This window comes from uncultured Lutibacter sp., from assembly GCF_947493565.1.
Taxonomy (GTDB): domain Bacteria; phylum Bacteroidota; class Bacteroidia; order Flavobacteriales; family Flavobacteriaceae; genus Lutibacter; species Lutibacter aestuarii.
In genome coordinates, this window is sequence record NZ_CANLRG010000006.1 from 77,232 (window position 1) to 103,768 (window position 26,537).

Sequence of the window (26,537 nt, forward strand, 5' to 3'; positions counted from 1 at the left end):
AAATTTGGTACAAAGATATTATACTTATTTTAAAATTTGTTACTTTTTTTAAAGTGTTGATTATTTGGTTTTTATGGACGTTTGAAATAATAATTACTGAAAATCTTAAGAATTTAAAATTTTATGTTTTACTTCTTCTACATAAGTTCTTCCAAAAGGATATCGGATTCCACCAATTTCAACACTGTTTCCCTCTATAGTGTCAATTTTATCAATAGCAATTGTATAAGATCTATGAATTCTAATAAAATTATCTTCAGGTAACTGATCTGTAAAACTACATAATGTTTGGTGAATGATGTATTTGTTATTTAAAGTTGTTATTTTTAAATAATCTTTTAAGCTTTCAATGACTAAAATTTCATCTAAATAAATTTTCTTCATTTTCTTTTTGTCAATTTTAACAAAAATATAAGGTCTTTCTTTAGTTTGAATATTGATTTTGGTTGCATTTAAAATTTTAAATACTTTGTTAATAGCCTTTGCAAATCTTGGAAAAGCAATTGGTTTTACTAAATAATCTAAAACATCTAATTCATAGGAATCAACAGCAAACTCAGTATGTGCAGTAGTAATAATTATTTGAGGTTTGTTTTCTAATGTTTTTATAAAATTTAGACCATCTAATAATGGCATATTTATGTCTAAAAAAATCAAGTCCACACAGTTGTCATTCAAAAATGACAATGCGTCAATTGCATTGTTGAACGTATTAACAAGTTCAATATCATTAAATTGTTTTAAATGATTTTTTATAACATTTATAGCTAAAGGCTCATCGTCAATTATTAGGCAGGTTGTTTTCATTTTAATTTAATTTTTAATGCCACTATAAATAGGTTATTTTTTTCTTCAATATTTAAATTGTATTCATCTTTTTTATACCCCAAAGCTAGTCTTTTTTTTACATTTTCTAATCCAATTCCTCCAATCTCTTTTTGTTGCTTTTTATAATTCGTTTTTGCGGGTAATGGATTTGAAATGGTAAAGTAAAGGAAATCTTGGTCTATTGTAAAATCAATAGTGATTTTTATTTTCCCAATATTTTTATTTGCTCCGTGTTTAAAAGCATTTTCAATAAAAGATAATAAAAGTAATGGGGCAATTTTCTTATTTTTAATATCTCCAGAAATACTCATATCAACTTCTAGATTTTCATCAAACCTAATCTTTTCTATATCTAAATAATTTTGAATGCAAAGAATTTCTTTTTCCAAACTCTGTTTATTTTTCTTTGTTTCATATAGAAAATACCTCATTAAATCGGAGAGTTTTAGAATAACTTTAGGTGTTTTTTTAGAGCATTCTAATGATAAAGAATAGATATTGTTGAGGGTGTTGAAAAAGAAATGAGGAGAAACCTGTGTTCTTAAAAATAATAACTCAGTTTCAAGCTTGGCCTTTTCTAAATCTGCTACACGTCGATGTTCCTTTAGCCAGTCCATAGTTACTTTAATTGCAGTTACAAATGTAATTACATAGAGTTCTCCAATCATCATATCTACAGAATAATTAAATGTTAACTTGCTTATAACTTCTGTTCCTTCAGGCCAAACATTCTCACTAACTAAGTAGTAGGTAAGGTTAAATTTAGCAAGTAACATAATAAACAATGATAGAATTAAGAGAATTACATAGGTTAAGTATTTTCGTTTAAAAATAAACTTAGGCATAAAAACATAGATGTTTAAATAGCATAAAGTCATATGTATAGGAAAGCCTATAAGGTTAGTTTTTAAAGAGTAAATATAATCATCAAAATAGCTACCCCAACGAAGTGTGTTAAAGATAAAGTAAAGTGTCCAAAAAATGAAATGATGCCTTAAAGTTATTTCTTGAACTTTAGAGGAATTGGCATTGAATTTTTGTAGTATTTTAGACATTGTTTAATACTTTTTTTTATGTTTAACCCTTTTTACACGTTGTACGTCTAATATTTTTTTTTAAAACACAAAATTAAACAATATTTATAACTAAATTAAAAATTACAAATTTTACAATTATAGAATAACGTACAATGAAGCATAGCTATAAATTAGTTTTATTAGGAATTGTATTAAGTATTATATCGTGTACAAGTACAATTAAGAAAGATAAAGAATCAACTATTAAACTTACAAAATATGTAAATCCTTTTATTGGAACGGGAGGGCACGGACATACATACCCAGGTGCAACAGTTCCTTTTGGAATGTTACAAGTAAGTCCTGATAATGGAATATCTAGTTGGGATTGGTGTTCGGGTTATCACTATTCTGATTCTATCACCATTGGATTTAGCCATTTACATTTAAGTGGAACTGGAATTGGCGACTTAGCAGATATTCGTTTAATGCCTCTAAATAAAAAAGTAGATTTAGCAAAAGAAATTAAAACTAGGAATGATGTTCCATACAAATCACTGTACTCTCATAGCGATGAAACTGCTTCACCTGGTTATTATAGTGTGGATCTGAAAGATTTTAATATCAAAGCAGAATTAACTTCTAGTTTAAGAACAGCGTTTCATAAATATACCTTTTCAAAAAACGATTTGCAGTCTGTAGTTGTAGATTTAGGTTTTGCTATAAATTGGGATAAAACAATTGCTTCTAAAATTAATGTTATTGATAAAACAACTATATCAGGGTATAGAAATAGTACAGGTTGGGCAAAAAATCAAAAAGTGTTTTTTGTAGCGAAGTTTTCTAAACCTATTGAAAAATTCGAACTAGTAGAAGATGGAAATTACACAAATGAAGGGAATATAATAGAAGGAACCAAGTCATTTGCTCAATTATATTTTAATTCTAAAGAAAATAATGAATTACAAGTTAAAGTTGCGGTATCTTCTGTAAGTGAAAAAAATGCTTTAGAGAATTTATCAAAAGATGATTTCAACTTTGAAAAAATAAAGAATGAGGCTTCTGAAATATGGAACAATAATTTATCAAATATTGTTGTAGAAACAGATAATGAAGAACTAAAAAACATATTTTATACAGCATTATATCATACACAAGTTGCCCCTGTTACTTTTAGTGATATAAATGGAGAATTTAGAAAAGAAAATGATGAAATTGTTAAAGCTGAAAATTATACAGCCTACTCAACATTGTCTCTATGGGATACTTTTAGAGCCGAACACCCCTTGCTAACTTTTACAGCAACTGATAAAGTTGCAGATATTATCAATTCTATGTTGGCCTATTATGAGACCAATAAAATTTTGCCTGTATGGACTTTATATGGGAATGAAACCAATACTATGACAGGGTATCATTCAATTCCTGTAATTGCAGAAGCTTATATAAAGGGAATAAAAGGGTTTGATATAAACAAGGCGTATGAAGCTATGAAAACTACAATGATGCAAGATGAAAGAGGCCTAAATCATTATAAAAAATATGGATATGTTCCTCATAATTTGTTAGATGAATCTGTAACAATAACATTAGAATATGCATACAATGATTGGTGTGTTGCTCAAATAGCAAAAGAATTAGGGAAAGAGGAAGATTATAAATATTTTTTACAACGTTCTAAAGCCTATGAATATTTATTTGATTCAGAAACTGGGTTTATGAGAGGTAAAAATGACCAAGGAAATGCTTGGAAAGAACCATTTGATCCAAAATATTCTGCACATAGAGTACATGCAGAATATACAGAAGGAAATGCTTGGCAACATAGTTGGTTTGTTTTACACGATGTGGATAACCTAATTAAATTGCATGGAGGAGAAAATAAATTTACAGATAAGCTAGAACAACTGTTTACTGAATCTTCTGAAATTACAGGAGAAAATATTTCAGCAGATATCACAGGGTTAATAGGGCAGTATGCACACGGTAATGAACCAAGTCATCACATAGCTTATATGTATAATTACGCCAATAAACCTTGGAAAACACAATATTGGGTTCGTGAAATATTAAAAACCCAATACAATACAACACCAGATGGTTTAAGTGGTAATGAAGATTGTGGACAAATGTCGGCTTGGTATGTGTTTAGTTCAATGGGATTGTATCCTTACAGTCCAGCTTCTGGAGACTATCAAATTGGAAGCCCTATGTTTAAATCTTCAACAATTAAAATTTCAGAAACTACTTCATTTACAATAAAAGCTAATAATGCTTCTGATGAGAACATATATATTCAATCTGCAACTTTAAATGGAGAAGAATTTAATAAAACTTCAATAAGTCATAAACAAATTCTACAAGGAGGTGTATTGGAATTTATAATGGGAAGTACACCAAATAAAAAATGGGGAATCAATCATTAAGAAGATTTAAGAATGGATATAATTGATGTATCAATAATTGTAGTCTATGTTTTATTAACTCTATTTGTTGGAATATGGGTTTCTAAAAAAGCTTCAAAAGGTTTAAACTCTTATTTTTTAGGAGGAAATAATATAAAATGGTATTTTTTAGGTTTAAGTAACGGTTCTGGAATGTTTGATATTTCTGGAACTGCCTTAATGGTTGGTTGGCTTTTTTTATACGGAGCTAAAAGTTTTATGCTGATGTGGCTATGGCCTATATGGAATCAGATTTTTATAATGATGTTTTTAGCTGTTTGGATACGTAGGTCAAATATAATGACTGGTTCTGAATGGATTTTAACACGTTTTGGAGATGATAAAGCAGGAAGAGCTTCTCATAAAATTGTAGCAATTTTTGCAGTCGTTGCAGCTATAGGGTTTATCGCCTATTTTTTTGAAGGTGTTGGTAAATTTATGACCGTTATTTTGCCTTGGGATTTAACATTGCAAATTGGCAATTCAGTACTTTTTAATTCTGAACAATCCTATGCCTTAATCATTATTTTTCTTACTACAATTTATACCATTAAAGGAGGAATGTTTTCTGTTGTAGCTACTGAAGTTTTACAATACGGAATTATGGTAATTGCTGGAGTATTAGTTGCTGGATATGCTTTTTTTGCTTTTAGTGATGTAGAAATTGCTAATGTAATTTCCGAAGAGTGGAAAAACGTATTTTTCAGTTGGGAATTAGATCCGCATTGGGATAGTTCTAAATATCAAGCCTTTAATGATTTAGTAGATTCAGAAGGCTATAAAATGTTTGGAGCATTGATAGGAATGAGTTTATTTAAAGGCTTTTTTGCAAGTATTGCAGGACCTACACCTAGTTTTGATATGCAACGTATTTTATCTACTAAAACGGTAAAAGAAGCAGCATATATGGCTGGGTTTACTAATTTAATATTATTTATCCCAAGATATTTATTGATAGGTGGAGTAGTGGTTATTGCTCTTGTAGTTTTGGCTCCTGAAATGATTGCCAATCCAAATTTAACAGGGGCAGATTTAGAAATTATACTTCCTAAAGTTATTAATTTTCATGTGCCAGTTGGTATTAAAGGATTATTGTTAGCAGGGCTGTTAGCTGCATTTATGTCCACTTTTTCTGCCTTTGTAAATGCTGGGCCAGCTTATATAGTAAATGATATTTATAAAAAATATTTTAAGCCAGTGGCAAGTGATAAGCATTATATTAAAGCAAGCCATATAGCTTCATTTTTAGTAGTAGGCTTGGGTGTTTTTATGGGCTTTTTTGCAGAGTCTATCAACTCATTAACTTTATGGATAACAAGTGCATTGTTTGGAGGCTATGTAGCTGCTAATTTTTTAAAATGGGTTTGGTGGAGATTTAATGGATGGGGGTATTTTTGGGGAATGTTAGCAGGTTTAATTATTGCCAGTTTACAATTTCTATTAGACCAAAATAAAGCTAATTTTGTTGAAGGTACAATCCTATATGAATTATCAAATTTATCTGCAATATACTTGTTTCCAATAATATTTGGTTTTTCATTATTGGGTTCTTTTTTAGGTACTTATTTAAGTGCGCCAACAAACATGGAAGTACTAAAATCATTTTATAAAAATGTACACCCATGGGGTTGGTGGAAACCAGTTTTAACTGAGTTAAAAAAAGAGGATAAAACCGCAGAGAAAAATTCTGAATTTTGGTCAGATATGTTCAATTGTGTCATTGGTATTATATGGCAATCTAGCATGATTGTTTTGCCAATTTATTTAATGATTCGTGATTATCCTAAAATGTGGATAGCATTTGCAGTGTTTTTAATCACCTCAATTATACTTAAATTTACGTGGTTAGATAAGGTTAGAAAACTTCCTAATTAATAGTTTTATTAAATTTTTAAATTAAAATAATAATATTGTGAATACAATTCCTTGGCAAGATAAACCGGCAGAGAGTAAAGAAATAATTTGGAGATATGCTGAAAATCCAATTATAAAAAGAGATCAATTACCAACTTCAAACAGTATTTTTAATAGTGCGGTTGTGCCTTTTAAAGATGGTTTTGCAGGTGTTTTTAGATGTGATAATAAAGCGGTACAAATGAATATTTTTGCTGGGTTCAGTAAAAATGGGATCGATTGGGATATCAATCATGAACCAATTGTTATGAAAGCAGGTAATACCCAAATGATTGATTCAGATTATAAATACGACCCTCGTGTAGTGTTTATTGAAGACCGATATTGGATTACCTGGTGTAATGGTTACCACGGACCAACCATTGGAATTGCCTATACATTCGATTTTGTTGAATTTTTTCAGTGTGAAAATGCATTTCTTCCATTCAATAGAAATGGCGTTTTATTTCCACAAAAGATTAATGGTAAATATGCCATGTTAAGTCGCCCAAGTGACAATGGACATACCCCATTTGGAGATATTTATATTAGTTATAGTCCTGACATGAAATATTGGGGAGAGCATCGTTGTGTAATGAAAGCCACTCCTTTTGAAGATAGTGCTTGGCAATGTACAAAAATTGGTGCTGGCCCAATTCCAATTTTAACCGACGAAGGTTGGTTAATGCTATATCACGGTGTAATAAATACCTGTAATGGTTTTAGATATGCTATGGGAGCCGCAATTTTAGATGAACATCAGCCAGATAAAGTAAAATACAGAACGCAACCGTACTTATTAGGACCTCACGTAAATTACGAGCAAGTTGGTGATGTGCCAAATGTAGTTTTTCCTTGTGCCGCTTTACACGATGTTAAAGAAGATAAATTAGCAATATATTATGGTGCAGCAGATACTGTTGTTGCTTTGGCATTCGGAAAATTAAGTGAAGTAATTCAGTATACAAAAGAGAATAGTTTATAAATTTTTTAGATATGAAATTACCTAAATTAGTTATTGCATTACTTTTATTTACTACGGTTAGTTGTGCACAATCAAAAAATGATATTCCTAAAAGTTATATTGCATATAAAACTTCTGAAACTATTACCATTGATGGTGAAGCTACAGAAACAGCTTGGACTAAAACAGAATGGTCGGATACTTTTATTGATATTGAAGGCGTAAAAGAACCAACTTACAAAACGCACGTTAAAATGATGTGGGATGAAACTTACTTTTATATTTTAGCAAAAATGGAAGAACCGCACGTTTGGGCAGATATTACAGAACACGATGCCATAATTTTTCATAATAATGATTTTGAAGTTTTTATTGATCCAGATGGTGATACTTTTAATTATTACGAATTAGAAGTAAATGCCTTAAACACAGTGTGGGATTTATTTATTACAAAACCGTATCGTGAAAGAAATGCCGCTTTGAACGATTGGACCTTAACAGGGTTAAAATCGGCTGTAAAGGTTGATGGAACAATAAACAATCCAATAGATAAAGATCAAGGTTGGACGCTTGAATTAGCAATTCCTTGGAAAGCATATAAAACTTCATACTTCGAAAAAAATGTTCCTGAAAATAAACATTGGAGAGTTAATTTCTCTAGAGTTAATTGGGATTTTCAATTGGAAGATGGTAAATATCAAAGAAAAAAAGATGCTGAAGGTAAACTATCACACGAGTATAATTGGGTGTGGTCTCCACAAGGTGTTATAAATATGCACGAACCAGAAAAATGGGGTTATGTGTATTTTTCATCTAAAGAAGTTGGTTCAAAAGATACATTTACAATTCCGCAAGATGATTTTATAAAAGAAGAATTATATAATTTATACAAAGCACAAAATAGCTACCGTCAAAAGCATAAAAAATGGGCAACATCTATAGATAGTTTAACTTCTAAAGCTATTGTTGTAAATCATAAGACCTTGCAGCCAACTATAGAAAATCACGCAACAGGCTATAATATTTCAGTGAAAAGTCCTTTTACTAACAACACATTAATTATTAAAGAAAACGGTAAAATTATTTCAAATTAAATTTATTATGAAACTACAAAAACTACTATTTTTTGCATTGGTATTCAGTATTTTTTCTTGCCAAACTGCAAAAGAGAAAAAAGATACCACAGCAATTTCAGAAAACGTAACAACTGAAAATTCGTTTGAATTTGGGGTTTGGACTACTGCAAATAATGAAAAATCAAATGAAGAATATGCACAAGAATTCAAAAAATATAAAGATGCTGGTATTGATGAGGTGTTAATTAACACTGGAACTGATCCTGAATTGTTAAAAAGAATTACACCAATTGCAACCGAAAACGGATTAAAAGTGCACGCATGGATTATGGCAATGAATCGTCCTGGGGATACTATTGCTCTAAAACATCCAGAATGGTATGCTGTAAGTAGAGAAGGAAAATCGTGTTTTGATACGCGTCCGTATGTAGGTTATTACCAGTGGTTATGCCCAACTAGAGAAGCATCTCGTAACCACGTTTTAGGCTTAGTTGAAGGTTTAGCAAAAGTTGAAGGTATTGAAAGTGTACATTTAGATTATATCCGTTTTTCAGATATTTTCTTGCCAATTGGTTTATTGCCAAAATACGATTTAGTGCAGGATGAAGAATTACCTGAATTTGATTTTTGTTATTGTGATGTTTGTGTAAGTGAATTTGAAAAAATCCATCATAAAAATCCTAGAAATATTAAAAATACTGACATTGACATGGAGTGGAAACAGTTCCGTTTAAATGCTGTTAGAAATGTGGTGAATGATGCTTATGAAATTGTTCATAAATACAATAAAAATTTAACGGCTGCAGTTTTTCCTTATCCTGAAATGGCAGATCATATGGTACGTCAACGTTGGGATAAATGGACAATTAATGAAGTGTATCCAATGATTTATCACGGTTTTTATAACGAAGAGGTAGACTGGATTGGTTTTGCAACCAAACAAGGTGTTGAAGATGTAAAAGACAAAGGTATTGGTCTAAACACAGGAATTTATATGCCAGATTTTAAATCTGTGGAAGATTTTAAACAAGCAATTTTATTGGCTAAAGAAAACGGAGCAAAAGGAATCACGTTTTTTGATGGCCCAGCAATATCCGAAGAATATTTAAAAGCAATAAAAGAAACAAAAGAAAGTTTGAAGTAGTAATTTATGAAACAGTTTGGACTTATATATATCATTCTATTTGGATTGCTTTTTGGTTGTTCAGAACCAGAAATAAAACTTGATAAATTAACAAACTATGTGAACCCATTTATTGGAACAGATGGCCCTGGAAATACCTATCCAGGAGCTACAGTTCCTTTTGGAATGGTACAATTAAGTCCAGATATTGGTATTCCTGGTTGGGACAGAATTGCGGGTTATTATTACCAAGATTCTATTATTTCAGGGTTTTCTCATATGCATTTAACAGGAACTGGAGCAGGAGATTTGTATGATATTTTAGTAATGCCAACCAATAGTAAGTTTTCAAAAAGAATTAAAGAAAACAATTTCAAACCTTTTTCAAGTTTTTCACACGATAAAGAAACTGCTTCGCCAGGCTACTATTCGGTTGATTTGTTAGATTATGGCATTAAAGCTGAATTAACGGCAACTGAAAGAACAGGAATTCATAAATATACCTTTCCAAAAGACGATAAAACAGAAATTCATATCGATTTAGGATATGCATTGAATTGGGACAGTCCAACGGAAACATATTTTAATGTTGTAGATAATACTACAATTGAAGGATACAGAAAATCTACTGGTTGGGCAAAAGACCAACGTGTATATTTTGTAATTAAAGTTTCAAAACCATTTAATTCATATCAATTATTTAAGAATGATAGTATAACAACTTCACCAGTAACTGCAAAAAACACCAAAATTATTTTAGAGTATGCAACTACTGAAGGCGAACAAATTATTTTAAAAACTGGAATTTCTTCAGCAAATATAGAAGGTGCACATAAATCTATAGCAATTGAAGCATCTGATTTTAATTTTGATCTCATCAAAAATAAAGCTGAAGAAAAATGGGAAAACGAACTTAGTAAAATTGAAATTTCAACAACTGATACAACCAAAAAACACATTTTTTACACAATGTTGTATCAATCTATGTTGGCGCCAACCTTATTAAGCGATCATAATTTTAATTATAAAGGTGCGAATGATAACATTGTAAAAGCTAATGGTTTTAATAGATACGATACTTTTTCACTTTGGGATACTTACAGAGCAGCGCATCCATTATATACCATTTTACATCTAGAAAGAACTTCTGATATGATCAATTCTTTGTTAGCACATTATAAAGAAACGAGTTTATTGCCAGTTTGGTCTATGCAAGGAAATGAAACAAATATGATGATTGGTTATCATGCGGTTCCAGTGATTGTAGATGCTTATTTTAAAGGAATTGGTCTTGATACCGATCTTGCTTTTGAAGCTTGTATAGCAAGTGCAACGGACAATTCCAGACAAATAAATGAATATATGGAGCTAGGTTATGTTCCTGTTGATGAACATCATGAAAATTGGTCGGTTTCCAAAACATTAGAATATGCTTACGATGATTGGTGTATTGCACAATTTGCAAAAGCTTTGGGTAAAACAGAAGCTTATAATCAGTTTTTAAAACGTTCTGAAAATTGGCGAAATGTATATGATTCTCAAAGTACATTTATGCGTCCAAAATTAAAAAATGGAGCATTTGTAAAAGAATTTATTCCAAAGGAATACACACCCTATTTTTGTGAAAGTAATGCCTGGCAATACTTTTGGTCTGTACAACACAATGTTGAAGGATTGACAGCTATTATTGGAGGAAAAGAATTGTTAGAGAAAAAGTTAGATACTATGTTTTCGCTAAATCCACTTCCAGAAGATAAATTACCAATTTTTAGTACAGGAATGATTGGGCAATATGCACACGGAAACGAACCAAGCCATCATGTAGCCTATTTATACAATTACATTGAAAAACCATGGAAAACACAAGAATTGGTACGTGAAATTTTAGAAACTCAATATAAAAATGAACCAAACGGACATTGTGGAAACGAAGATTGCGGTCAAATGTCGTCTTGGTATGTATTTAGTGCTTTAGGTTTTTATCCTGTTAATCCAGCACAAGGTGTTTACGCCTTTGGTTCACCAATTGTTGATGCTGCAACGCTAAATTTAGAAAATGGAAAAAAATTTACTGTTGAAACTATAAACAATAGTTCAGAAAATAAATACATTCAAACCATTGAATTAAATGGCGAAGTAATTGAACGAAATTATATCAAACATTCAGAAATAATAAATGGAGGAACATTGATTTTTACAATGGGAAATCTTCCAAATAAGAATGTAAAAAATACTATGGCATCAAGTTCAGAAATATACAATTAAAACCACGTTTATGTCGCAAAGAAGAGATTTTATAAAAAAAGCCGCTCTAGGAACCATCGGAATTAGTACTGTTTTAAGTTGTAAAGAACTTACTGAAAAAGAAGATGCAACTGCTGAAAAAGTAGTGCAAAAAAATCAGAAAAAACCAGTAATTATTTCCACTTGGAATCACGGATTACCTGCAAATGAAGAAACTTGGAATTCATTAAAAAATGGAAAATCAGCATTAGATGCAATTGAAGCAGGAATGAAAATTCCTGAAGCAGACCCAAAAGTTAGAAGTGTAGGTTACGGTGGTTATCCAGATAGAGAAGGTAAAGTAACCTTAGATGCTTGTATTATGGATCATCAAAGTAATTGTGGCTCTGTTTCATTTTTACAAGGAATTAAACACCCAATTTCAGTGGCAAAAAGAGTACTTCAAAACACGCCTCATGTAATGTTGTCAGGTCAAGGAGCTCTTCAATTTGCGCTTTCCGAAGGTTTTACTGAAGAAAATTTGTTAACTGCAGAAGCAGAAAGAGATTGGAAAAAATGGGTGGAAGAGTCTAAATACAAACCTGTAATAAATATTGAAAACCACGATACAATTTCAATGTTAGTTGTAGATAATGATGGTAATATTTCTGGAGCTTGTACAACTAGTGGAGCAGCCTGGAAAATGCATGGTAGAGTTGGAGATTCACCAATTATTGGAGCTGGGTTGTTTTTAGACAATGAAGTAGGTGCTGCGGCAGCAACAGGCTTAGGTGAAGCAGTTATTAGGACGGCTGGTAGTGCTATGGTGGTTGAATTAATGCGCCAAGGAAAATCGCCTTTAGAAGCTTGTAAAGAAATTGTGGAACGAATTTACGATAAACACAAAAACCATAGAGATTTGGAATATCTTCAAGTAGGCTTTATAGCACTTAATAAAAATGGAGAATATGCCGGTTACAGCCTTCGATCAGGTTTTAATTATGCAGTTTACGATGAAGAATATGGAAATAGAATGGAAGATGCTGCATTTAAAATGCCTTGGGAAAATTAGGAAAGAATAGAAAAGTCATAAAAAACAAGTACAATGAAAATCGTTAAGAAACTACAAATTTTAGCTTTATTGGTAGTAATTACCTCTTGTTCAAAGAGCAAGGTATTTACTGAAAGTGATATTCAAATAATACCAAAACCTGCAAGTGTTCAATTAGAGAACGGAGTGTTTGAATTTTCTGAAAACACTCAATTTTTTATTGAAAATCAATCTCAAAAAGAGGCAACCACCACCTTAGTTAATAAATTTAAAAAGGTCGTTGGTTGGAATCTTGGATTTTCTGAAACTGCTCCTCAACGTAATTATATTCAATTAAGTGTTGATGAATCATTTGCTAAAGAAGCCTATAAATTAGAAGTTCATACTGATTTTATTAAAATTACAGCCAACGGAAATTCAGGTTTTATGTATGGTTTAGAAACAGTTCGTCAATTACTTCCTATAGAAATTGAGAGTGATGAGCTTGTTAAAAATATAGATTGGATAATTCCAGCTATTGTTGTTAAAGATCAACCTAGATTTCAATATAGAGGTTTAATGATTGATGTTTCGCGTCATTTTTTCAATAAAGAATATTTAGAAAAAGTAATTGATCGTTTGGCAATGCATAAAATGAATGTTTTACACTTACATTTAATAGATGATCAAGGCTGGAGAATGGAAATTAAAAAATATCCAAAATTAACAGATGTTGGCGCGTGGAGAGTTGATCAAGAAGATAAACATTGGAGTGCAAGAGAAACAACCGATCCTAATGAGAAAGGGACTTATGGAGGGTTTTTCACCCAACAAGAGTTAAAAGAATTAGTTACTTATGCAGCTTCTAAGAATGTAGAAATTATTCCTGAAATAGAGATGCCAGCACATGTTTCTTGTGCTATTGCTGCATATCCAGAACTATCTTGTTTTGAAAAACCAATTGGAGTTCCTTCAGGAGGAGTATGGCCAATTACAGATATTTATTGTGCAGGAAAAGAACACACTTTTGAATTTTTAGAAGATGTTTTATTAGAAGTAATGGAAATTTTCCCATCAAAATACATTCACATTGGTGGAGATGAGGCTACCAAAACTAACTGGAAAATTTGTCCACATTGTAAAAAGAGAATGAAGGATGAAAATCTAGAAAACGTAGAAGAATTACAAAGCTACTTTGTAAAACGTATGGAGAAATTTATCAACTCAAAAGGTAAAAAGTTGATAGGTTGGGATGAAATTTTAGAAGGTGGGTTAGCTCCAGATGCAACCGTAATGAGTTGGAGAGGTGTAAAAGGTGGAATTGAAGCAGCTAAACAAGGGCATGACGTAATTATGACACCTGGAACGCACTGCTATTTTGATCATTATCAAGGACCTCAAAATGAGGAACCTTTAGCTTGGGGAGGTTATACACCTTTAAGTAAAGTATACCAATTTGATCCTGTAGTTGATGTAATGACTCCAGCAGAAGCAAAACATGTACTTGGAGGTCAAGCGAATCTTTGGGCTGAATACATTCCTAATGAAAAGCAATCTGAATATATGATTTTTCCTAGATTAGCAGCACTTTCAGAAACACTTTGGTCACCTAAAGAATTACGCAATTGGAATGACTTTTCTTCTAGAATATCCACCATGTTTAATCGTTATGAATTATTAAATATCAATTATGCTAAAAGCAGTTATTTAGTTTCTGCAAATACTACTGTTAATTTAGAAAATAAAACAGTGAATTTAACCTTGCAAAATGAATTTCCAAATGCAGATATTAGGTATGTAATTGGAGATAATGAAATGAATGAAAATGCAACCAAATATACAAAACCAATTGAATTATCTGAAACAACTATTGTAAAAACCTCCTTATTTAAAAACAATATACCAGTTGGAAAAATATTTATTGATACTATTAAATTTCATAAGGCTATAGCACATAAAGTAACTTATATAACTCCTTATAGTGAAAAATACCAAGGAGCAGGTGAATTTGGAATGGTAAATACTTTAAGGGGTACAAAAAATTTTCACGATGGACAATGGCAAGGTTGGTTGGCAACTGATATGGAATTAATAATTGATTTAAATAATGAAGAAGAAATCTCTGAAGTTGTTATGGGTGTTCTTGAAAACCAAGGACCAGCAATTTATTTTCCGACAGCAATAGAAGTTTCGGTTTCTAATGATGGAAATAGCTATAAATCAGTAGCTAAAATTGAAAGAGAATTTCAAAAAAATTCTAAATCAGAGTTAAAAGATTTTAAATTAAAATTTGATAAAACTACTACACGTTTTGTTAAAGTTAAAGCTAATTGTTTAAAACAAACTCCTAAAGGAGGAAAAGCTTGGTTGTTTGTAGATGAAATTTTAATCAATTAAAAATGAAAGATGAAAGATTTTTTTAAATACATAACTCTACTATTTGCAATAACGTTATTGTCATGCAATAAAACTCAAAACAAACAAGAAAATACAGAAGCAATTAAAACTAGCTTGGTAGATTATGTGAATCCGTTAATGGGTACCGATTCAGAGTTTAGTTTATCAAACGGAAACACTTACCCTGCTATTGCTACTCCTTGGGGAATGAATTTTTGGACTCCAATGACTTCAAAAATGGGTGATGGTTGGACTTATAAATATGACGAATATAAAATAAGAGGCATAAAACAAACCCATCAACCAAGCCCATGGATAAATGATTATGCGGCATTTTCATTTATGGCAGTTACAGGTGACTTAAAATTTCAGGAAGATGAACGCGCTTCGTGGTTTTCACATAAAGCTGAAACTGTAAAGCCTAACCATTATTCGGTGTATTTAGCAGATTATGATGTAGTTGCTGAGGTAACACCTACAGAAAGAGCAGCACACTTTAAATTTACATTTCCGAAATCTGATGAATCTTATATTATGCTCGATGCATTTTTTAAAGGATCAATGGTGAAAATTATTCCTGAAGAGCGTAAAATTATTGGCTATTGCAGAAATAATAGTGGCGGTGTTCCAGATAATTTTCATAATTATTTTGTTGCAGAATTTGATAAAGATTTTGAAATCAATCATACGTGGAATGATGATTGGAAATTGATTGAAAATTCAACAAATAGTGAAGGTGAACATGTAGGAGCAATTATTGGTTTTAAAACTAAAAAAGGAGAAGAAGTTCATGTAAAAGTAGCTTCATCATTTATAAGTTTAGAACAAGCACAGTTAAATTTATCAAGAGAAATAGGAGCTGATACTTTTGAACAAACTAAAGAAAAAGCAAAACAAGCTTGGGAAAAAGAATTGAACAGAATACAAATTGAAGACGATAATATAGATAATATTAGAACATTTTATTCAAGTTTATATAGGGTACTATTATTTCCAAGAAAATTTTATGAGTTTGACGCTGATGAAAATGTAGTTCATTATAGTCCTTATAATGGTAAAGTATTACCAGGGTATATGTTTACTGATAATGGATTTTGGGACACATTTAGAGCTGTTTTTCCATTTTTTAATATGATGTACCCAGAGCTAAATGGAAAAATTATGCAAGGTTTGGCCAACACTTATAAAGAGTCAGGATGGCTGCCAGAATGGGCAAGTCCAGGTCATAGAGATTGTATGATTGGTTCTAATTCTGCCCCAATTATTTCTGATGCCTTTTTAAAAGGGGTAAAAGAGATGGATGTTGAAGTGTTGTTAGAAGCGATGCTAAAAAATGCAACTGTTTCAGAAGGAAGACCTGTAAATTCAGTTGGTAGAGCTGGTTTAGAGTATTATAATGATTTGGGGTATGTGCCATATAATGTTGGAATTAATGAAAATGCGGCAAGGACTTTAGAGTACGCTTATGCCGATTTTACTATTGCGAAAATGGCTGAAAAATTAGGGAAAGCTGATATTGCAGAAAAATATTATAAGCAGTCGATGAATTATAAAAAACTGTTTGATCCTTCAACAAATTGGATGAGAGGAAAAAATAAAGAAGGTGATTTTCAGTCTCCGTTCAATCCATTAAAATGGGGAGATGCTTTTACAGAAGGCAATAGTTTACATTATACCTGGTCGGTGTTTCATGATATCCATGGTTTAATGGATTTAATGGGGGGTAAAGAAAAGTTTGCTTCCAAATTAGATGAAGTTTTTGAAATGCCTCCTAGTTTTGATGCTTCATATTACGGATTTACAATTCATGAAATTAGAGAAATGCAAATCGTAAATATGGGGAATTATGCTCATGGAAATCAGCCTATTCAACATATGATTTATTTGTACAATTACGCAAATAAACCTTATAAGGCGCAAGAAAAAGTAAGAGAGGTTTTAACAAAATTGTATTCAGCTACACCAGATGGCTATTGTGGTGATGAAGATAACGGACAAACATCAGCTTGGTATGTATTTAGCTCTTTAGGGTTTTATCCAGTTACTCCAGGTACAGATGAATATGTAATTGGAAGCCCTTTATTTGATAAAGTAACGTTGCATTTAGAAAACGGAAATATATTTGATATTACTTCAAAAAATAATACAACAAAGAATTTTTATATTCAATCAGCAACCTTAAATGGTCAACAATATGAAAATACTTTTTTAAAATTTAAAGATATTCAAAATGGAGGTAGTTTGCAGTTTAACATGGGAGAAAATCCAAATAAAAGCTGGGGAAGTAATCCTGAAAATATTCCTTTTTCTTTAAGTAAAAATTAATAAAATGAAACGAACTGTTGGAATCTTTTTTCTTTTGTTTTCTGCTCAAATTTACTCACAAGCAGTTTATGAAGATGAAAGGTATGTCCCTGAAACAGATACTTTAGTATTAGAAAAACTAAATGAATGGCAAGGGAAAAAGTTTGGGCTATTAATGCATTGGGGCACTTATAGTCAATGGGGTATTGTAGAATCGTGGTCATTATCTCCTGAAGAATATGGCTGGTGTAAGCGTAAAAAAGGAAGTAATCCAAACGATTATTTTACCTATAAAAAAGAGTATGAAGAATTAAAAAATACATTTAACCCCTATAAATTTAATCCAAATAAATGGGCAAATGCAGCAAAAAAAGCAGGAATGAAATATGTTGTTTTTACAACAAAGCATCATGATGGATTTGCGATGTTTGATTCAAAGTACACAGATTATAAAATAACAAACGTAGGAACTTCTTTTTCAAAAAATCCTAAAGTAAATATTACAAAAGAAATTTTTAAAGCTTTCCGTAGTGAAGGATTATGGACTGGAGCTTATTTTTCTAAACCAGATTGGCATTCAAAATATTATTGGGATCCAAAATTTCCTCCAATGGATAGAAATGTTAATTATTCTCCAGAAGAAAACCCAAAGAAATGGAACAAATTTGTTGAGTTTACGCACAATCAAATTCTAGAACTTTTGACCGATTATGGAAAAATTGACATTTTATGGCTAGATGGAGGATGGGTAGCAAAAGCATCTAAAACCGAGATAATAGATTGGTTTACCAAAGCACTTCAAAAAACTGAAGGAGCTTATTTAAAACATAGAATGGTAAATCAAGATATTAGAATGGATGAACTTATCAAAAAGGCTCGTATAAAACAACCAGGTTTGATTGTAGTTGATAGAGCCGTTCATGGGAAAAATCAAAATTATTTAACCCCAGAGAATAGAGTTCCTGAAAAAACATTGCCTTATCCTTGGGAATCTTGTATAATTTCAGGAGGAGGTTGGTCTTACACGCCAAATGCTAAATATATGAGTGGACGAGAAGGCATTCATATGTTAATTGATATTGTGGCAAAAGGTGGTAATTTATTATTAAATATTGCCCCGAGTCCAGAGGGTGGATGGCAACAAGAGGCTTATAATTTGTTAGACGAATATGCCGATTGGATGAAAATAAACAGCTCAGCTATTTATAATACCAAACCTATTGCACCTTTTAAAGAGAACAATATTTGTATGACTCAGAATAAAAAAGGGAATGTGTTTTTATTTTATATGGCTGAAGATGGTAAAACTATTCCATCAGAAATTATCGTGAATTCAATAAACCCAAAAAGAGGGACTAAAATAACAATGCTTGGTTTCAAAAAGAAATTAAAGTGGAATAAAATAAAAGAGGGTTTTAAAGTGGAAATTCCTCAAGAACTAAGAAATAATTTACCAGCAAAATACGCTTGGACATTAAAAGTTGAAGATGTTAATCAATAAAATATATATGTTTTTAAATAATTTTTTTAATAAGAGAGTTAATCCTATTTTTTTTGCAATTTTAGTTTTGTTAAGTTTAAACTCTAATGCTCAACAACCAGTAGATTTTGTTAATCCATTTATTGGAACTTCTAATTATGGAGCAACTTTTCCAGGTCCAATAGCACCTAGAGGAATGGCTAGTATCAGTCCTTTTAACGTTGCAGGACCACAAAATTTACCTCTCGAAAAAGATAGTCGATGGTTATCAAATCCATATGTGCATGAGAATACTTTTTTAACAGGCTTTAGTCAGGTAAATTTGAGTGGAGTTGGTTGTCCAGAATTAGGAGTATTATTATTGATGCCTACCACAGGAGAGGTGGAAACGAACCATTTAAAATATGGTACAACCTACTCTAAGGAGGTTGCTAAAGCTGGGTATTATACCTCAACACTAGATAAATATAATATAAAAGCAGAATTCACAACTTCAAAAAGAGTGGGTGTTAGCAAATTTACATTTCCAAAAGGGCAATCAAATATTTTATTGAATTTAGGTTTAGGGTTAACCAATGAACAAGGAGCCATGGTTAAAATTGTTTCTTCTACTGAAATTGAAGGAATGCGATCAGTAGGATCCTTTTGTTATAACAGCCCTGAGGCAGCTTATCCAGTATATTTTGTAGCAAAATTTTCAAAACCAGCGGATAATTTTGGTGTTTGGAAAAAACCAACAACTTATAAAGGATTAGAGGCACAATGGATGGGTTATAATGGAAAAACTAGATTGATGGATGCTTCCAAAAAAATGGTAGCCGGAGATAGTATTGGAACTTATTTTTCTTATAAGTTTGATAAAATTGAAACAGTTGAAGTTAAAGTTGGAGTTTCGTATGTAAGTATTGAAAACGCACGAGAAAATTTAGAAAAGGAAACTTCTAACAAATCGTTTAATGATGTTTATGAAGAATCATATACAGCATGGAATAATTTATTATCTAGAATTAAAGTTGAAGGAGGTACAAAGGATGATAAAACAGTTTTTTATACAGCCTTATACCATACTCTAATTCATCCAAATACTTTAAATGATTATAACGGCGAATACCCTGAAATTAAAACAGGGAACATTGGTAAAACTAAAGGAACTCGTTATACAGTATTTTCATTATGGGATACTTATAGAAATTTGCACCAATTAATGTCTTTGGTTTATCCACAACAACAATCTAATATGATAAAAAGCATGTTAGAAATGTATGATGAAAATGGTTGGTTGCCTAAATGGGAACTAAATTCTACAGAAACTTTTACTATGGTCGGAGATCCTGCGAGTATTGTAATTACAGATACGTATTTAAAAGGAATTAAAGATTTTGATGTAGAAAAAGCGTATGAAGCAATGCTTAAAAGTGCTGATCAAATTGAAAACAACCCTTTAAGACCTGGATTAAAAGATTATATTGAAAAAGGGTACTTAACAACTGAAAATGGAGGGTCAGTTTCTACAACTGAAGAATATAACGCAGCCGATTATTCCATTGCATTACTTGCAAAAGAATTAGGAAAAAAAGAAGATTATAAACGTTTTAAAAATAGATCAATTTCTTATCGAAAGTTATTCGATAAAAACTTAAAATTGTTAAGACCCAAAAACAAAGATGGTAATTGGTACGAACCATTTGACCCATTGGCAGGAGCTAATTTTACTAAAAATGTTGGCTTTATTGAAGGCAATGCTTGGCAATACGCTTTTATGATTCCTCATGACATACTTGGACTTAAAAAATTAATGGGCGGTAATAAAGGATTTACAAAACAATTACAAAAAGTTTTTGATGAAGATCAATTTGATATGGCAAACGAACCAGATATAGCGTATCCTTATTTATTTAATTATGTAAGCGGACAAGAGTGGAGAAGCCAAAAATTAGTGAAAAAATTAGTGAAACAATATTTTAAAAACACACCAGATGGCATTCCAGGAAACGATGATACTGGTACTATGTCGGCTTGGTTAGTGTATTCAATGATGGGAATTTATCCAATTGCTCCTGGTGAGCCAAAATATACCATTACAACTCCAATGTTTGACAAAATTACCATTCAACTAGATACTACATATTATAAAAATAACGAATTAATAATTGAAAGAGAGTCAAATTCAAATGGAAACATTCAACATATTTTATTAAATGGTAAAAAACACAATAGTTATTTTATCAATCATAAAGAGTTAGTTGAAGGAAAAAAAATAAAGATTATTTTAAAGTAAATAGCATTCAAATGAAATTAAAACTCCTATTTATAACATTAATGTTTGCTGCATTTTTTTCAGTACATGCACAGCAAAGTTTAAAATATACTATTTTTAAAAACGAACCTATTAATTTTGGAGGAGATATTGTTGAGAAAGATGGAATTAATCGATTGCAAAATGGTCGAATTATTTATAAAAAAGTAACCGTTCCAAGTTTTCCAAAGGGAACAGATGTTAAAATTAAAATAACATTGCGCTCAAATGGAGATAGATGGGACAAATCAGGATCTTGTTTTGTAGTAAAAGACCTAAATGAATTATCGATTCTAAATATTTCAAAAAACAACAAAGAATTTCCTATTGAATCAGCCATTGACGAAAAGTTTAAAGGGGTAAAAACAACCAAGAATTATAAACCTGTTATTGAATTAATGCGCTTTATGACACCTTTTGGTGTAGGTTTTTACAGTAATGATGAAGGAAAGCATAGAAAACCTGTATATATTCCAAAATGGGAAAAACAAGTAGTTTGGGAACATGACATATCTCAGTTAAAAAATTTAGTTACTAACACCTTTTATGTTGGAGTATGGGTTGATACTTGGACAAAAGAAGGCTATGAAGTAGATGTAGATTTGTTGTACTCAAACCGAGCGAGAAAAACTCTTAAAGTACAACCATTAGTAAACACCATACCTTATGTAAATGGACAATCTCTACCTGATTTTTTTGCAAAGACTACGTTAGAACAAAAATTTGAACTCCCAAAAAAAGCTAAAAATGTTAAATTATATTACACTACTACAGGACATGGTGGACATAGTGGAGGAGATGAATTTATTAAAATAAAAAACAGTGTTCGTTGCAATAACAAACTAGTAATTGACACCATACCTTGGAGAGATGATTGTGCTTCATTTAGACGCTTTAACCCAACATCGGGAGTTTGGCTAAAAAAAGATTCGGCTTCTTATATTGATTTTGAAGCTAGAGCTTACAAAGTAAAAGAAATTGAAGAACGAATTGCTTCGTCAGATTTATCTAGATCCAATTGGTGTCCAGGTTCATCTGTAAAACCATTTGTGGTTGATTTAGGAGATTTAAAAGAAGGAATACATACGCTACAAATTTCAATTCCTGCAACAGCTGCTTTTGATGATAAATTAAATCATTGGTTAGTATCAGCTTATATAACATATGAAGAATAATAAAAGATTATTGGTAACGATGAAAAATATCTATATAAAATTATTGATTGGTTTTTTAGGAATCATTGTAATTTCTTGTAAAAATAACAAGCAACTACAACTTGTAAATAATGGAACTTCTAATTATGAAATTGTAATAGCCGAAAATTTTTCTAATGAAATGTTAGCTGTCTCAGAAGAGTTACAAGCATATATTCAAAAAATTTCTACAGTTAAAATTCCTATAGTTGTTGAAAATAAAGTAGCTACAAATAAATACAAATTGTTTTTAAAAGTTGAAGACTTTAACAAAAACAAGCTTAAAATAAAAGTAGAAGAAACTAATAATATTGTTATTTCTGGTGGCTCTGAAATTGCACTTAAAAATGCAGTTTATGAGTTCTTAGAGGGTTATTTAAATTGTAAATGGTATACACCTAAAGTTGAGGATATACCTACACAAAAAATAATTTCTTTAGATAAAAATATAGATTTTGAATACCAACCAAATATTACCACAAGAACGGTGCATTCAAAATTGTTTTATGAAAACCCTGAATTTGCAGCTAAACATAAAGTAACAACAAATGCTTTTCCATATTACGTACCTATGGCAAGAGTTCATACTTTTAACAAGTTTTTGCCTGAAGAAGTTTTTTACAAAGAGCATCCAGAATACTATGCTTTAAGAGGTGCTAAAAGATTGCCAACCCAATTGTGTTTGACCAACAATGAGGTTTATAAAATTGTGAAAGATTCTGTAGTTTCTTTGTTTCATCAATATCCAGAAGCAAGTGTAATTTCTGTAAGTCAAAATGATAATCAACAGTATTGTACTTGTGAAAAGTGTAAAGCTATAGATGAAGCAGAAGGAAGTCCTAGTGGTACTATGATACAATTTGTAAATAAAATTGCTGCTGATTTCCCAAATAAAACCATTTCAACATTGGCTTATCAATATACACGAAAGCCTTCAAAAACAAAGCCTTTAAGTAATGTATTAATCACATTATGTTCTATTGAATGTGATAGAAGTGCGCCTATTCAAGAAAAATGTGGTGATTTTTCAGAAGATTTAAAAGGTTGGAAACAAATTACTGAAAATATTAGAATTTGGGATTATACCACACAGTTTACCAATTTTTTAGCACCATTTCCAAACATACATACGTTACAACCAAACCTTCAATTTTTTAAAAATAATAATGCAAAATGGGTTTTTGAACAGCATAGTCAAAATCCAAGTGAGTTGTTTGAACTACGTTCCTACATAACAGCTAAATTATTGTGGAACCCAAATTTAGATATTGAGGAGTTAATTACTGAATTTACGAATGGTTATTATAAAGAAGCTGGAGTATATGTAAAAAAATATATAGATTTAGTTCACAAAAAAATACAAATAGATAAAAACTTTTTCTTGTTTTTATATGGAGACCCATCACAAGCTTTTGATTCTTTTTTAAACCCAGAATTATTAAAACAGTATGATTCTTTTTTTAATGAAGCTGAAAAAGTAGCAGCCTCTCCTGAAGTTTTAGAACGTATTAAATGTGCAAGAATAAGTGTTGATTATGCTATTTTAGAAGCTTGTAAAAAAGGAATTTCTAAAGATTTTCAATTAGTTATTTTTGATGATAAAGGAAATAAAAACATCAATCCATATGCGAACGAAAAACTCATTAATTTTTATGAAACTTGTAAAAAAAATCATATTACTTTAATGAATGAAATGGGATTTACGATTGAAGAATATTATAATGGTTATAGAAAATCATTAGAGGTTGCAACAATACCAAATATAGCCAAAGGAAGAAAAGTAACCTTGTTAACTAAACCTAAAAAATATGCAAATGAAAATCCACAAACCTTAACAGATGGAGCTCTAGGAGGTAGTAATTTTTACGCTAACTGGTTAGGTTTTGAAGGTAATAATTTGGAAGCAGTTATAGATTTAGAACAAAGTAATAATATAAATTCCATAACTACAGCTTTTTTGCAGGTAACCAATCATATCGTGTTTTTCCCAAAAAGTGTTTCGTACTATTATTCAAATGATGATATTAATTACACAAAACTTGGAACTGTAATTAATGATGAACCATTAACCAAGACAAGTAAGATAAATGATATTAAATATTTTAAGCTGAAGTTTCCAAATGTAAGTGCAAAATACATAAAAGTAGTTGCTGAAAATATGAAAGAAGCACCATATTGGCATCATGCAGCTGGATTACCTTCTTGGATTTTTGCTGATGAGGTGTTAATTAATTAAAATTTAAAAATTAAATGAAAAAGATTTTTACATTCCTATTAATGCTAGTTTTTATAGTAAGTTGTAAAAAAGAAAATTCATTGAATATTCTCTCACCTAACAAACAAATAGAACTGGTTTTTAATGAAACAAAAGGGTTTTTAAATTATGCTATCTTTTATAAGGATTCATTATTAATCAAACCATCTAAACTTGGGTTTGAATTTAAAAATACGAATGATATGGCAAGTAATTTCACGATAGATTTATTTGAAACTACAAGCTCAAATTCAACTTGGGAACAAGTTTGGGGAGAAAATAAAATCATTCAAAATAATTATAATGAGCTCTCGGTTTCAGTTCATGAAAGAGTGCAACCGTTTAGAAAAATGAAATTAATTTTTAGAGTCTTTGATGATGGTATTGGATTTAGATATGAAATTCCTAAACAAAAACTATTGGATAGTCTTTTAATAAGTAATGAAATTACGGAGTTTAATTTTAATAAAAATTGTACTGCTTGGTACACTCCAGCAAATTTTGATTCTTACGAAATGCTTTATCAATACGACTCAATAAATCATATAGAAAGTGCTAATACACCAATAACTTTTAAAACAGAAAAGGACGTTTATTTAAGCATACATGAAGCTAATTTAACCAATTATGCAGGAATGACGTTGTTAACTAATGAAAAAGAAAATTTCTCATTCCAAAGCAATTTAGTTCCATGGCCAAATGGTGTGAAAGTAAAAGCAAAAACACCAATGGTTACACCGTGGCGAACCATTCAAATTACGGATAAAGCAGAAAAATTGATAGCATCCAATTTAATTTTAAACCTTAATGAACCAAATAAAATTGAAGATGTTTCTTGGATAGAACCTATGAAATATATCGGAATTTGGTGGGGAATGCACCTAGGAACTCATACTTGGACTTTAGGAGAAAGACATGGTGCTACAACCAAAACAACTAAAGAATATATAGATTTTGCCACAAAAAATAATATACAAGGAGTATTGGCCGAAGGATGGAATACAGGCTGGGAAAATTGGGGCAAAAAAGGAGCTTTTGATTTTATTACACCTTATGAAGACTTTGATTTAAAAGAAATAACCTCTTATGCTACTTCTAAAAATATTGAATTTATTGGCCATGTAGAAACTGGAGGAGACGCAGCCTATTTTGAAGATAATTTAGACAAAGTATTTTCAATGTATCATAATTTAGGGGTTAAAACTGTTAAAACAGGCTATGCTGGAGCAATACAAACTAAAGGCCAGTTTCACCATGGACAATACATGGTAAATCATTATAGAAAAGTAGTGGAATCTGCTGCCAAGTATCAAATTATGATTAATGCACATGAACCGATAAAACCAACAGGAATTAGAAGAACATATCCTAATATGATGACAAGAGAAGGAGCACGAGGTATGGAATGGAATGCTTGGAGTTCAGGAAATCCTCCTGAACATCATACCATTTTACCTTTTACAAGAGGCTTAGCAGGACCTATAGATTATACTCCTGGTACTTTTGACATTCTATTTAAAAATGCAACAAATAGGGTTAAGTGGAATTCTTTAGATGATGGTAGCTCAAGAGTTAATACTACCATAGCAAAGCAATTAGGATTGTTTGTAATTTTGTATAGCCCTTTACAAATGGCTTCCGATTTAATTGAAAATTATGAAAATCAACCAGCATTTAACTTCATTAAAGATTTTGCTACCGATTGGGAAAAGTCAACCGTTTTAAATGGTGAAATTGGAGATTATATAACCATAGCAAGAAAAGATAAACATAGTGATAATTGGTTTTTAGGAAGTATTACAGATGAAGAAGAACGAGAATTAAACGTAGAATTGTCCTTTTTAGATAACAATAAAAAGTATATGGCTCATATTTATGCAGATGGTCAAAAAGCTAATTGGAAAACTAATCCACAAGCTATTGAAATTAAACAAAAAGAGGTAACATCAAAAACAGTACTTACATTAAAACTTGCCCCAGGAGGTGGACAGGCAATTAAATTTTCACCAATATAAA

Annotated in this window: 16 protein-coding genes; 14 read left to right on the forward strand and 2 right to left on the reverse strand. The window is 30.9% G+C overall.

Annotated elements, in window-relative coordinates; translation table 11 throughout:
• Nucleotides 1–105 precede the first annotated feature (105 nt).
• Nucleotides 106–807, reverse strand: coding sequence for a LytTR family DNA-binding domain-containing protein (locus Q0714_RS08845; protein WP_298264314.1), 702 nt, complete (start codon nucleotides 805–807; stop codon nucleotides 106–108).
• The gene (locus Q0714_RS08850) at nucleotides 804–1,883 is read right to left on the reverse strand and encodes a sensor histidine kinase (RefSeq protein WP_298264315.1); all 1,080 of its coding nucleotides are present in this window, start codon (nucleotides 1,881–1,883) and stop codon (nucleotides 804–806) included. The genes Q0714_RS08845 and Q0714_RS08850 overlap by 4 nt, the downstream gene beginning before the upstream one ends.
• Before the next feature lie 134 nt (nucleotides 1,884–2,017).
• On the opposite strand from Q0714_RS08850, the gene Q0714_RS08855 reads away from it, so the two are divergent.
• From Q0714_RS08855 to Q0714_RS08920, 14 genes are read left to right on the forward strand one after another with little or no spacing between them, the layout of a single operon-like run.
• The gene (locus Q0714_RS08855) at nucleotides 2,018–4,270 is read left to right on the forward strand and encodes a GH92 family glycosyl hydrolase (protein ID WP_298264317.1); all 2,253 of its coding nucleotides are present in this window, start codon (nucleotides 2,018–2,020) and stop codon (nucleotides 4,268–4,270) included.
• Nucleotides 4,271–4,282: 12 nt separating this feature from the next.
• Entirely contained in the window at nucleotides 4,283–6,163 is a 1,881-nt protein-coding gene (locus Q0714_RS08860) for a sodium:solute symporter family protein (RefSeq protein WP_298264319.1), read from the forward strand.
• A 37-nt stretch (nucleotides 6,164–6,200) separates the two neighbouring features.
• A complete protein-coding gene (locus Q0714_RS08865; RefSeq protein WP_298264321.1) occupies nucleotides 6,201–7,166 on the forward strand; it encodes a glycoside hydrolase family 130 protein in 966 nt (321 codons plus the stop codon).
• Nucleotides 7,167–7,177: 11 nt separating this feature from the next.
• Nucleotides 7,178–8,239, forward strand: a complete 1,062-nt coding sequence (locus Q0714_RS08870) for a sugar-binding protein (protein WP_298264322.1) — start codon at nucleotides 7,178–7,180, stop codon at nucleotides 8,237–8,239.
• 7 nt (nucleotides 8,240–8,246) lie between these two features.
• The gene (locus Q0714_RS08875) at nucleotides 8,247–9,365 is read left to right on the forward strand and encodes a putative glycoside hydrolase (RefSeq protein ID WP_298264323.1); all 1,119 of its coding nucleotides are present in this window, start codon (nucleotides 8,247–8,249) and stop codon (nucleotides 9,363–9,365) included.
• Between the two features lie 6 nt (nucleotides 9,366–9,371).
• The gene (locus Q0714_RS08880; RefSeq protein ID WP_298264325.1) at nucleotides 9,372–11,609 is read left to right on the forward strand and encodes a GH92 family glycosyl hydrolase; all 2,238 of its coding nucleotides are present in this window, start codon (nucleotides 9,372–9,374) and stop codon (nucleotides 11,607–11,609) included.
• Between the two features lie 10 nt (nucleotides 11,610–11,619).
• Nucleotides 11,620–12,639 (forward strand): isoaspartyl peptidase/L-asparaginase family protein, encoded by a 1,020-nt coding sequence (locus Q0714_RS08885; RefSeq protein ID WP_298264327.1) that lies wholly within the window; start codon nucleotides 11,620–11,622, stop codon nucleotides 12,637–12,639.
• Nucleotides 12,640–12,672: 33 nt separating this feature from the next.
• Entirely contained in the window at nucleotides 12,673–14,994 is a 2,322-nt protein-coding gene (locus tag Q0714_RS08890; protein WP_298264328.1) for a family 20 glycosylhydrolase, read from the forward strand.
• A 9-nt stretch (nucleotides 14,995–15,003) separates the two neighbouring features.
• On the forward strand, nucleotides 15,004–17,319 hold the full coding sequence (locus Q0714_RS08895; RefSeq protein ID WP_298264330.1) for a GH92 family glycosyl hydrolase: 2,316 nt from the start codon (nucleotides 15,004–15,006) through the stop codon (nucleotides 17,317–17,319).
• A 4-nt stretch (nucleotides 17,320–17,323) separates the two neighbouring features.
• On the forward strand, nucleotides 17,324–18,799 hold the full coding sequence (locus Q0714_RS08900) for an alpha-L-fucosidase (protein WP_298264332.1): 1,476 nt from the start codon (nucleotides 17,324–17,326) through the stop codon (nucleotides 18,797–18,799).
• Entirely contained in the window at nucleotides 18,786–21,056 is a 2,271-nt protein-coding gene (locus Q0714_RS08905; protein WP_298264334.1) for a GH92 family glycosyl hydrolase, read from the forward strand. The genes Q0714_RS08900 and Q0714_RS08905 overlap by 14 nt, the downstream gene beginning before the upstream one ends.
• A gap of 11 nt (nucleotides 21,057–21,067) precedes the next feature.
• Nucleotides 21,068–22,249, forward strand: a complete 1,182-nt coding sequence (locus tag Q0714_RS08910; RefSeq protein ID WP_298264335.1) for a PNGase F N-terminal domain-containing protein — start codon at nucleotides 21,068–21,070, stop codon at nucleotides 22,247–22,249.
• Between the two features lie 19 nt (nucleotides 22,250–22,268).
• Nucleotides 22,269–24,503 (forward strand): DUF4838 domain-containing protein, encoded by a 2,235-nt coding sequence (locus Q0714_RS08915; protein WP_298264336.1) that lies wholly within the window; start codon nucleotides 22,269–22,271, stop codon nucleotides 24,501–24,503.
• A 14-nt stretch (nucleotides 24,504–24,517) separates the two neighbouring features.
• Nucleotides 24,518–26,536 (forward strand): glycoside hydrolase family 97 protein, encoded by a 2,019-nt coding sequence (locus Q0714_RS08920; RefSeq protein ID WP_298264338.1) that lies wholly within the window; start codon nucleotides 24,518–24,520, stop codon nucleotides 26,534–26,536.
• Nucleotide 26,537 lies beyond the last annotated feature (1 nt).

Excerpts from the sequence above, each read along its gene's own strand:
- Q0714_RS08845 (WP_298264314.1), bottom strand. The coding sequence starts at position 807 with ATGAAAACAACCTGCCTAATAATTGACGATGAGCCTTTAGCTATAAAT.
- Q0714_RS08850 (WP_298264315.1), bottom strand. The coding sequence starts at position 1,883 with ATGTCTAAAATACTACAAAAATTCAATGCCAATTCCTCTAAAGTTCAA.
- Q0714_RS08855 (WP_298264317.1), top strand. The coding sequence starts at position 2,018 with ATGAAGCATAGCTATAAATTAGTTTTATTAGGAATTGTATTAAGTATT.
- Q0714_RS08860 (WP_298264319.1), top strand. The coding sequence starts at position 4,283 with ATGGATATAATTGATGTATCAATAATTGTAGTCTATGTTTTATTAACT.
- Q0714_RS08870 (WP_298264322.1), top strand. The coding sequence starts at position 7,178 with ATGAAATTACCTAAATTAGTTATTGCATTACTTTTATTTACTACGGTT.
- Q0714_RS08875 (WP_298264323.1), top strand. The coding sequence starts at position 8,247 with ATGAAACTACAAAAACTACTATTTTTTGCATTGGTATTCAGTATTTTT.
- Q0714_RS08880 (WP_298264325.1), top strand. The coding sequence starts at position 9,372 with ATGAAACAGTTTGGACTTATATATATCATTCTATTTGGATTGCTTTTT.
- Q0714_RS08885 (WP_298264327.1), top strand. The coding sequence starts at position 11,620 with ATGTCGCAAAGAAGAGATTTTATAAAAAAAGCCGCTCTAGGAACCATC.
- Q0714_RS08890 (WP_298264328.1), top strand. The coding sequence starts at position 12,673 with ATGAAAATCGTTAAGAAACTACAAATTTTAGCTTTATTGGTAGTAATT.
- Q0714_RS08895 (WP_298264330.1), top strand. The coding sequence starts at position 15,004 with ATGAAAGATTTTTTTAAATACATAACTCTACTATTTGCAATAACGTTA.
- Q0714_RS08900 (WP_298264332.1), top strand. The coding sequence starts at position 17,324 with ATGAAACGAACTGTTGGAATCTTTTTTCTTTTGTTTTCTGCTCAAATT.
- Q0714_RS08905 (WP_298264334.1), top strand. The coding sequence starts at position 18,786 with ATGTTAATCAATAAAATATATATGTTTTTAAATAATTTTTTTAATAAG.
- Q0714_RS08910 (WP_298264335.1), top strand. The coding sequence starts at position 21,068 with ATGAAATTAAAACTCCTATTTATAACATTAATGTTTGCTGCATTTTTT.
- Q0714_RS08915 (WP_298264336.1), top strand. The coding sequence starts at position 22,269 with ATGAAAAATATCTATATAAAATTATTGATTGGTTTTTTAGGAATCATT.
- Q0714_RS08920 (WP_298264338.1), top strand. The coding sequence starts at position 24,518 with ATGAAAAAGATTTTTACATTCCTATTAATGCTAGTTTTTATAGTAAGT.